This window comes from Kitasatospora sp. NPDC059146 (genome assembly GCF_042786665.1).
Lineage (GTDB): Bacteria > Actinomycetota > Actinomycetes > Streptomycetales > Streptomycetaceae > Kitasatospora.
Map to the genome: position 1 here is coordinate 24758 of NZ_JBHZCY010000104.1, position 7822 is coordinate 32579.

8 protein-coding genes are annotated in these 7822 nt (G+C 73.8%); 5 read left to right on the forward strand and 3 right to left on the reverse strand.

The features are described from left to right. Nucleotides 1-5 precede the first annotated feature (5 nt). The 3 genes from ACFXPX_RS32645 to ACFXPX_RS32655 all read right to left on the reverse strand — a co-directional run bounded on the left by ACFXPX_RS32645 (nucleotide 6) and on the right by ACFXPX_RS32655 (nucleotide 4369). On the reverse strand, nucleotides 6-1604 hold the full coding sequence (locus ACFXPX_RS32645) for an acyl-CoA carboxylase subunit beta (RefSeq protein WP_380524412.1): 1599 nt from the start codon (nucleotides 1602-1604) through the stop codon (nucleotides 6-8). After that, nucleotides 1601-3325: an acyclic terpene utilization AtuA family protein gene (locus ACFXPX_RS32650; RefSeq protein ID WP_380644279.1), complete on the reverse strand. Its 1725-nt coding sequence runs from the start codon at nucleotides 3323-3325 to the stop codon at nucleotides 1601-1603. Before ACFXPX_RS32650 ends, ACFXPX_RS32645 begins: the two co-directional genes overlap by 4 nt. A 147-nt stretch (nucleotides 3326-3472) precedes the next feature. Then, nucleotides 3473-4369, reverse strand: a complete 897-nt coding sequence (locus tag ACFXPX_RS32655; protein WP_380644280.1) for a LysR family transcriptional regulator — start codon at nucleotides 4367-4369, stop codon at nucleotides 3473-3475. Between the two features lie 136 nt (nucleotides 4370-4505). Between ACFXPX_RS32655 and ACFXPX_RS32660 the strand changes: the two genes are divergently transcribed. The 5 genes from ACFXPX_RS32660 to ACFXPX_RS32680 all read left to right on the forward strand — a co-directional run bounded on the left by ACFXPX_RS32660 (nucleotide 4506) and on the right by ACFXPX_RS32680 (nucleotide 7794). Beyond that, on the forward strand, nucleotides 4506-5012 hold the full coding sequence (locus ACFXPX_RS32660) for a nuclear transport factor 2 family protein (RefSeq protein WP_375886528.1): 507 nt from the start codon (nucleotides 4506-4508) through the stop codon (nucleotides 5010-5012). Nucleotides 5013-5129: 117 nt separating this feature from the next. Next, nucleotides 5130-5633: an N-acetyltransferase gene (locus ACFXPX_RS32665; protein WP_380524416.1), complete on the forward strand. Its 504-nt coding sequence runs from the start codon at nucleotides 5130-5132 to the stop codon at nucleotides 5631-5633. Beyond that, nucleotides 5626-6396, forward strand: coding sequence for a class I SAM-dependent methyltransferase (locus ACFXPX_RS32670; RefSeq protein WP_380644281.1), 771 nt, complete (start codon nucleotides 5626-5628; stop codon nucleotides 6394-6396). The genes ACFXPX_RS32665 and ACFXPX_RS32670 overlap by 8 nt, the downstream gene beginning before the upstream one ends. A gap of 88 nt (nucleotides 6397-6484) precedes the next feature. After that, nucleotides 6485-7228 (forward strand): class I SAM-dependent methyltransferase, encoded by a 744-nt coding sequence (locus ACFXPX_RS32675; protein WP_380644282.1) that lies wholly within the window; start codon nucleotides 6485-6487, stop codon nucleotides 7226-7228. A gap of 152 nt (nucleotides 7229-7380) precedes the next feature. Beyond that, nucleotides 7381-7794 carry a VOC family protein gene (locus ACFXPX_RS32680; protein ID WP_380644283.1) on the forward strand — a complete coding sequence of 138 codons (414 nt, stop codon included), beginning with the start codon at nucleotides 7381-7383 and terminating at the stop codon, nucleotides 7792-7794. Nucleotides 7795-7822 lie beyond the last annotated feature (28 nt).

Here is a 7822-nt window from a genome sequence, read left to right on the forward strand (position 1 = left end):
ACCTCTCACATCCGGAAGACGCCGTAGCCACGCGCGCCCTCGACCGGCGCGTTGTGGATCGCGGACAGACACAGGCCCAGCACCGTACGGGTGTCACGCGGGTCGATCACGCCGTCGTCGTACAGCCGGCCGGACAGGAAGACCGGCAGCGACTCCGCCTCGATCTGCTGCTCGACCATCGCCCGGATCGCCGCGTCCGCGTCCTCGTCGTACGGCTGCCCCTTCGCCGCCGCCGACTGGCGGGCCACGATCGAGAGCACCCCGGCGAGCTGCTGCGGGCCCATCACCGCGGACTTGGCGCTCGGCCAGGAGAACAGGAAGCGCGGCTCGTACGCCCGGCCGCACATGCCGTAGTGGCCCGCCCCGTAGGAGGCGCCGAGCAGCACCGACAGGTGCGGGACCTTGGAGTTCGAGACGGCGTTGATCATCATCGCGCCGTGCTTGATGATGCCGCCCTGCTCGTAGTCCCGGCCGACCATGTAGCCGGTGGTGTTGTGCAGGAACAGCAGCGGGGTGTTCCGCTGGTTCGCCAACTGGATGAACTGGGCGGCCTTCTGGGACTCCGCGCTGAACAGCACGCCCTGGGCGTTGGCCAGGATGCCGACCGGGTAGCCGTGCAGCCGGGCCCAGCCGGTGGCCAGGCTGGCGCCGTACAGCGGCTTGAACTCGTCGAAGTCGGAGCCGTCGACGATCCGGGCGATCACCTCGCGCGGGTCGAAGGGCACCTTGAGGTCCCCCGGGACGATGCCCAGCAGCTCCTCCTCGTCGTACGCCGGAGGCGCGGCGCAGCGGTCCGGGCCGGGGCCCGGCTTGCGGTGCTCCAGCCGGGCGACGATCCGGCGGGCGATCCGCAGCGCGTCCGCCTCGTCCACCGCGAAGTGGTCGGCCAGGCCGGAGCTGCGGGCGTGCATCTCGGCGCCGCCCAGCGACTCGTCGTCGGCCTCCTCGCCGGTCGCCATCTTCACCAGCGGCGGGCCGCCGAGGAACACCTTGGCGCGCTCCTTGACCAGCACGGTGTGGTCCGACATCCCCGGCACGTAGGCGCCGCCGGCCGTCGAATTGCCGAACACCACGGCCACGGTGGGGATCCCGGCCGCCGAGAGCCGGGTCAGGTCGCGGAACAGGGCGCCGCCCGGGATGAAGATCTCCTTCTGGCTGGGCAGGTCCGCCCCGCCCGACTCGACCAGGTTCACCACCGGGAGCCGGTTCTGCAGCGCGATCTCGTTGGCCCGCAGGGCCTTGCGCAGCGTCCACGGGTTGCTGGCGCCGCCGCGCACCGTCGGGTCGTTGGCGGTGATCACGCACTCCACGCCCTCGACCACCCCGATGCCGGTGACCAGCGCGGCGCCCACCGGGTGGTCGCTGCCCCAGGCCGCCAGCGGGGACAGCTCCAGGAACGGCGAGTCCTGGTCCACCAGCAGCTCGATCCGCTCCCGGGCCAGCAGCTTGCCCCGCTTGCGGTGGCGCTCCACGTACTTGGGGCCGCCGCCGGCCAGCGCCTTGGCGTGCTCGGCGTCCAGCTCGGCCAACTTGGCGACCATCGCGGCACGGTGCTCCGCGTACTCGGGCCCGGCCGGGTCGACGCGGGTGGGCAGGACGGTCACAGCAGGGCCTCCGGGATGTCGAGGTGGCGCGAGCGCAGCCACTCGCCCAGGGCCTTCGCCTGCGGGTCGAAGCGGTGCTGGGCGGCGACGCCCTCGCCGAGCAGGCCGGTGAGGGTGAAGTTGACGGCCTTGAGGTTCGGCAGCAGGTGCCGGGTGACGGGCAGGTCGGCGGTCTCGGGGAGCAGTGCGCGCAGCCGGTCGACGGTGAGGGTGTGCGCCAGCCAGCGCCAGGCGTCCTCGGTGCGGGCCCAGACGCCCAGGTTGGCGTCGCCGCCCTTGTCGCCGCTGCGGGCGCCGAGCACCAGGCCGAGCGGGGCGCGACGGGTCGGGCCCGGCGGCAGGGGCTCGGGCAACTCGGCGTCGACGGAGGCGACGTGGCCGGTGACGGCGGCGACGTGGCCGGTGCCGGCGGCGGGCGGGACGGTGATCCGGCGGCCGTCCGGCAGCACCGCGGTGTGCTCGACCAGCTTCGCGTCCAGGTACGCGGCGGTGAACACCCCGTACGGGGCGCCCGGGCCGGGTGGGGCGGTGAGGTGGAAGCCCGGGTAGCCGGCGAGGCCCAACTCCACGGCGGCCTTGCCGAGTTCGCGACCGACCTTGGCCGGATCCCGGTCCCGGGCGGTCAGTCGGAGCAGGGCGGACGCGGCCTCCTCGGTGTCGGCGTCCGGGTGGTCGGTGCGGGCGAGGGTCCAGCGCAGCTCGGCCGGGCGGACCTCGGGCGGCAGGGCGGCGGCCAACTGGCGTTGCACCAGGGCGGCCTTGGCCTCGATGTCCAGGCCGGTCAGGACGAAGACCACTTCGTTGCGGTGGCCGCCGAGCCGGTTCAGGCCGACCTTGAGGGTCGGCGGCGGGGCCTCGCCGCGCACGCCGTCGATCCGCACCCGGTCCGGGCCCTCCTCGGTGAGCCGCACGGAGTCCAGCCGGGCGGTCACGTCGGGGCCGAGGTAGTGCGCTCCGCCGGTCTCGTACAGGAGTTGGGCGGTGACCGTGCCGATCGTGACGGCCCCGCCCGTCCCGGGGTGCTTGGTGACCACGCTGGAGCCGTCGGCGTGCAGTTCCGCCAGCGGGAAGCCCGGGCGGTCCACGTCGTGCTCGCCGAAGAAGGCGTAGTTGCCGCCGGTCGCCTGCGCCCCGCACTCCAGCACGTGCCCGGCCAGCACCGCCCCGGCGAGGGCGTCCAGTTCGTCCGGGCCCCAGCCGAAGTGGGCGATCGCCGGCCCGGCCACCAGTGCGGCGTCCGTCACCCGCCCGGTCACCACCACGTCCGCCCCCTCCGCCAGGCAGGCGGCGACGCCGAACCCGCCCAGGTAGGCGTTGGCGGCCAACAGGTGCTCGGGCAGGCCGAGTTCCTCCCGGCGCGCGAGCAGGTCGTCCCCCTCGACGTGGGCGACGGCGGTCGGCACTCCCAGGCGCTGCGCCAGCTCCCGCAACCGCTCCGCGAGCCGGGCCGGATTGAGGCCGCCCGCGTTCACCACGACCCGCACACCGCGGTCCCGGGCCAGGCCGAGGCACTCCTCCATCTGCCGCAGGAAGGTCCGGGCGTACCCGAGCGAGGGATCCCGCAGCCGGTCCCGCGCCAGGATCAGCATGGTCAACTCGGCGAGGTAGTCCCCGGTGAGCACGTCCAACGGCCCACCCGTGAGCATCTCCCGCACCGCCGCGAACCGGTCCCCGTAGAACCCCGAGGCATTGCCGACCCGCAGCACCGATCCTCCGCGCACCAAAGCGCCTCCCCTACCGGCCTGTTGGCGCCGCCCCGCACGAGCGGCGCCGCGCAGCAGCGTGGCACCGGCCGCAGAAAAAAGCAATCATGCCTGCTTGTTTTCCCGCCATCGGCATCACTCCGACCGGCCGGCGGGGCCCAGGGGTCAGTCCGCGGTGCCGAGGAGGTCCTGGGCCGCGTGGTGGAAGGCCTCCGTGGCGTGGGTGGCGCGGTCGCGGTGGTGGAGCAGGCCCCACCGGACCGGGGGTGCGCCGGTCAGCGGGCGGTAGGTGACGTCGGGGCGGGGGTGGTAGCGGCGGGCCTGGGCGCCGAGCGGGAAGGCGGCCCGGCCCGCGCCGACGAGGGTGAGGATCTCGTTCAGGGTGCCGCCCTCCGGGCCGGACGGGATCGGCCGCCCGGCCGGTGTCCGGGCCGGGGTGCGGTCGGCCCGGAAGGACTCCGGCACGGCGGCGGGCAGTCGGACGAGCGGGATCCCGGCCAGCTCCTCCGGTGTGACGGCGTCCTGCTGCGCGAGCGGGTGGCCGGCGGGCAGGGCGATCATCCGGGGCTCGCTCACCAGGACCGGGCCCGGCACCAGGTCGGGCTCGCGCAGCGGGTACTCCGCGAACACCAGGTCCACCTCGCCCGCCCGCAACAGGCGGATCCGGTCGACGAGTTCGGCCTCCCGGAGGGTCGCCTCCCAGCCGGGCAGCCGCTCCCGGAAGCGCTCCGCGACACCGATGAGCAGCTGCCCCGCCGCGGGGCCCGCGAACGCCACCCGCAGCGTTCCGGTGCGGCCGTGCCCGGCGTCGGCGGCCCGCCGGACGGCGGCGCCCACCGCCTCCCACGCGGGCCGCAGCTCCTGCGCCAGCTGGGCGCCGAGCGCGGTCGGCTCCACCCGGCGGCTCGTCCGGGCGAACAGCGGTGCGCCGACGCGGCGTTCCAGCTTCCGTACGGTCTGGCTGATCCGCGCGGTGGAGACGTGCAGCCGTTCGGCCGTCCGCCCGAAGTGCAGTTCCTCGGAGAGCGCCAGGAACGCCTCGATCTCGTGCCGCTCCAGCACCCTTGCCGCCTCTCCCCCACCACTTCGTTAAGTCTCGGTTCACGATCGTTGCACAGTCACCCGTTGATCGTCCGGCCGTTCCGGCGGGAGGGTGGACCCGTCACCGAACAACAGCCACCCGACCGGGAGTTCCATCGTGTACATCACCACCGACCGCGCCCTCACCGCACCCGCCGACGACCCGGCCGCCGTCGCCGCCGAGCTGCGCGACCGGACCGAGATCCTGGACGCCCTGCTCCGCTTCGGCCTCGGCCAGGACCTCCACGACCGCGAGCTCTTCGCCTCCTCCTTCACCCCGGACGCCGAACTGGACTTCCGCCCCGCGGCCGCCGCGTGGGGCGCCGAGCCGCCCCTGATGACCGGCCGGGACCACATCGTCACGACCGTCCTCGGCATGTTCGCCGGGCGGGTGACCACCACCCACCAGGTCACCAACCCCCGGATCACCGTGGACGGCGACCGCGCCGGGCTCACCGCCCTCGTCGAGGCCCAGCACCTGCTGACGGCCGCCCCGGCGACGCACGCGCTGTTGAAGAACCGCTACGACGTCGAGCTGCACCGGGACGGCGGGCGCTGGCTGATGCACCGGGTGCGGATCGACAACGTGTGGCTCACCGGTGAGCCCGAGGCGATCTTCGGCTGAACCGAGCGGCACCGGGCGCCCGGGCGGGCAGGCAGGCGGCTCTCCGGCGGGGCGGGACATTCGGTGGCCCGGGATATTGGGTGGGGCTGCGGGGTGGCGGTGGATAGCCTCGGGGGTATGACCTGGCTTCCTGCTGATTTCGTCCATCCCGTCCACGTGCCGCTGCTCGACGGCGCGTACCACCTGCGGCCGATCCGGGAGGCGGACGCGCCGATGGACTATCCGGCGGTGATGGGCTCCCGGGAGCGGCTGTTCGGGATCTTCGGGCCGGCCTGGGGGTGGCCGGCGGCGACGATCACGGCCGAGGCGAACCGGATCGACCTCGCCCGGCACGAGCGGGAGATCGCCGCCCACCAGTCGTTCAACTACGTGCTGCTGGACGCCGCCGAGACGGCCGTGCACGGGTGCGTGTACATCGACCCGCCCGAGCGGGCCGGGGCGGACGGCGAGGTCTCCTGGTGGGTGGTGGACGGCCTGGTCGGCAGCGCGGTGGAGCGGGCCTTCGACGCGCTGGTGCCGCGGTGGATCGCCGCCGAGTGGCCGTTCCGGCAGCCGCGGTTCCTGGGGCGCGACCTCAGCTGGGAGGAGTGGCTGGCCCTGCCGGAGGCTCCGGGTGCCTGAGCGCGCGCTGAGCTTCGGAACGGTCGCGGAGTCCTACGAGCGGTACCGGCCCGGGTATCCGGTGGAGCTCTTCGACCTGGTCGCGGGATACGCCGCGGAGCACGCGGGCGGGCCGGTGCGGACGGCGCTGGAGATCGGGGCCGGGACGGGCAAGGCCACCCGGCTGTTCGCCGGGCACGGCGTCGCCGTGACCGCGACCGAGCCGGACGCCGCCATGCTCGCCGAGCTGCGCCGGCACACCCCGGGCAGCGTCCGGACGGTGCGCGCCGCGTTCGAGGAGCTGCCGCCGGACGGGCCGTACGACCTGGTGTACGCGGCGGCGGCACTGCACTGGACCAGCCCGGCGGGCCGCTGGCAGCGGGTGGCCGAACTGCTGCGCCCTGGCGGCGTGTTCGCCTGTTTCGGCGGGCCCGTCCAGTTGGCCGACCCCGAACTGGCGGAAGCCGTAAGGGTGGTGCGGGCGCCGTTCCTGGCGAGCGATGACGTGCCCTCCCCGGACGGCGCGCCGCCGGAGCAGGAGCTGCAGTGGCCGGGCACCGAGCTGGAGCGCTCCGAGCGGTTCGACCGGGTGCAACAGCTGTTGCTGCCAAGGCGGTTGACGATCGGGCCGGAGGAGTACCTCGGCCACCTGTCGACGGTCTCGGCCTATCTGCTGCTGCCGGAGGACGCCCGGGCGGAGGTGTTCCGCCGGATCCTGGCGGTGCTGCCGGAGCGCGTCGGACTGGACGCGGACATCACCGTCCACCTCGCTCAGCGCCGCTGATTCGTGGCTTCTGCCAGTACGACGGCACGTCGGGCTGCGCCAGACTTCCCAGCACAGCACTGGGCTGCGCACACGGGAGGACGACACGATGAGCGTGCAGCAGTACGACGGGATCGGCGAGGCGTTCGAGGGCTTCAAGGCCCTGCCGCTGACGCGGTTCGGGGAGGTGCCGAGCTTCCTCGCGATGGTCGGGGACGTCCGCGGCAAGGCCGTCCTCGACCTGGCGTGCGGAACGGGCTTCTACAGTCGCGAGGTCCGTCGGCGCGGCGCCGCGGAGGTGCTCGGGATCGACATCTCCACCGAGATGATCGCCGCCGCCGAGTCGTTCGAGCAGCGCGACCCGCTGGGGGTGCGCTACGAGGTCGGCGATGTGGCCGAACTGCGCGAACTGGAGCGGAAGTTCGACGTGGTCCTGGCGGTGCAGTGCCTCAACTACGCGGAGGACCGCGCGTCGCTGGACCGGATGTGTCGCACCGTCCACCGCAGCCTGGTGCCGGGCGGGGAGCTCTTCGTCTTCGCCCAGAAGCCGGACTACGCCTTCGACTGTCTCAGCCTGGAGCAGTACGGGTTCCGCTGCGAGCCGACCGGGGAGCACGTCGAGACCGGCCCGCGGGTGCGGGTCACCGCGCTGCTCGACCCCCGGCCGATCAGCATCCTCGGCACCGTCCCGCGCCGGGAGGTCTACGAGGAGGCGCTGCGCGGGGCCGGGTTCTCCGATCTCGAGTGGGTGCCGCTGGGGATCTCCGAGGAGGGCCTGCGCGAGTACGGCGAGGAGTTCTGGGCGGACGTCCTCGCCCACCCGCCGCTGGAGATGCTGCGCTGCCGCGCCTGAGCGGCAAGCGCTGAGCACCGCACGCTGCGCGTGACCATCGACCCCGGGGGACGGCGACCACACCCGCCGCTCCCCGGGGTCGATCGGTTTCCCGGGGAGGCGATCAGTTTTCGAGAAGCGCCCGCCCGGGGGCCGCGCCTAGCGTTGCAGTCATGAACGACATCAGCATTCACTGGACCTTCCTCCCCCACACCGACCCCGAGGCCTCGCTCGCCTTCTACCGCGACCTGCTCGGCTTCGAGGTCCGCCAGGACGTCGGCGGCGGCCCGATGCGGTGGATCACCGTCGGGCCCGCCGGCCAGCCCGGCGTGTCGCTGGTGCTGGAGCCGCCCTTCGCGGACCCGGGCATCACCGAGGACGAGCGGCGTACCATCACCGAGATGATGGCCAAGGGGACGTACGCCCGGGTGGTGCTCGCCACCGCCGACCTGGACGGCGTGTTCGACCGGTTGAAGTCCGGCGGCGCCGAGCTCGTCCAGGAGCCGACCCTGCAGCCGTACGGCGTCCGCGACTGCGCCTTCCGCGACCCGGCGGGCAACATGGTCCACTTCAACGAAGTGCGCTGACCCCTCCCGGGCCCGCCCCGGCCGGGAC

Excerpts from the sequence above, each read along its gene's own strand:
- ACFXPX_RS32680 (WP_380644283.1), top strand. The coding sequence starts at position 7,381 with ATGAACGACATCAGCATTCACTGGACCTTCCTCCCCCACACCGACCCC.
- ACFXPX_RS32665 (WP_380524416.1), top strand. The coding sequence starts at position 5,130 with ATGACCTGGCTTCCTGCTGATTTCGTCCATCCCGTCCACGTGCCGCTG.
- ACFXPX_RS32675 (WP_380644282.1), top strand. The coding sequence starts at position 6,485 with ATGAGCGTGCAGCAGTACGACGGGATCGGCGAGGCGTTCGAGGGCTTC.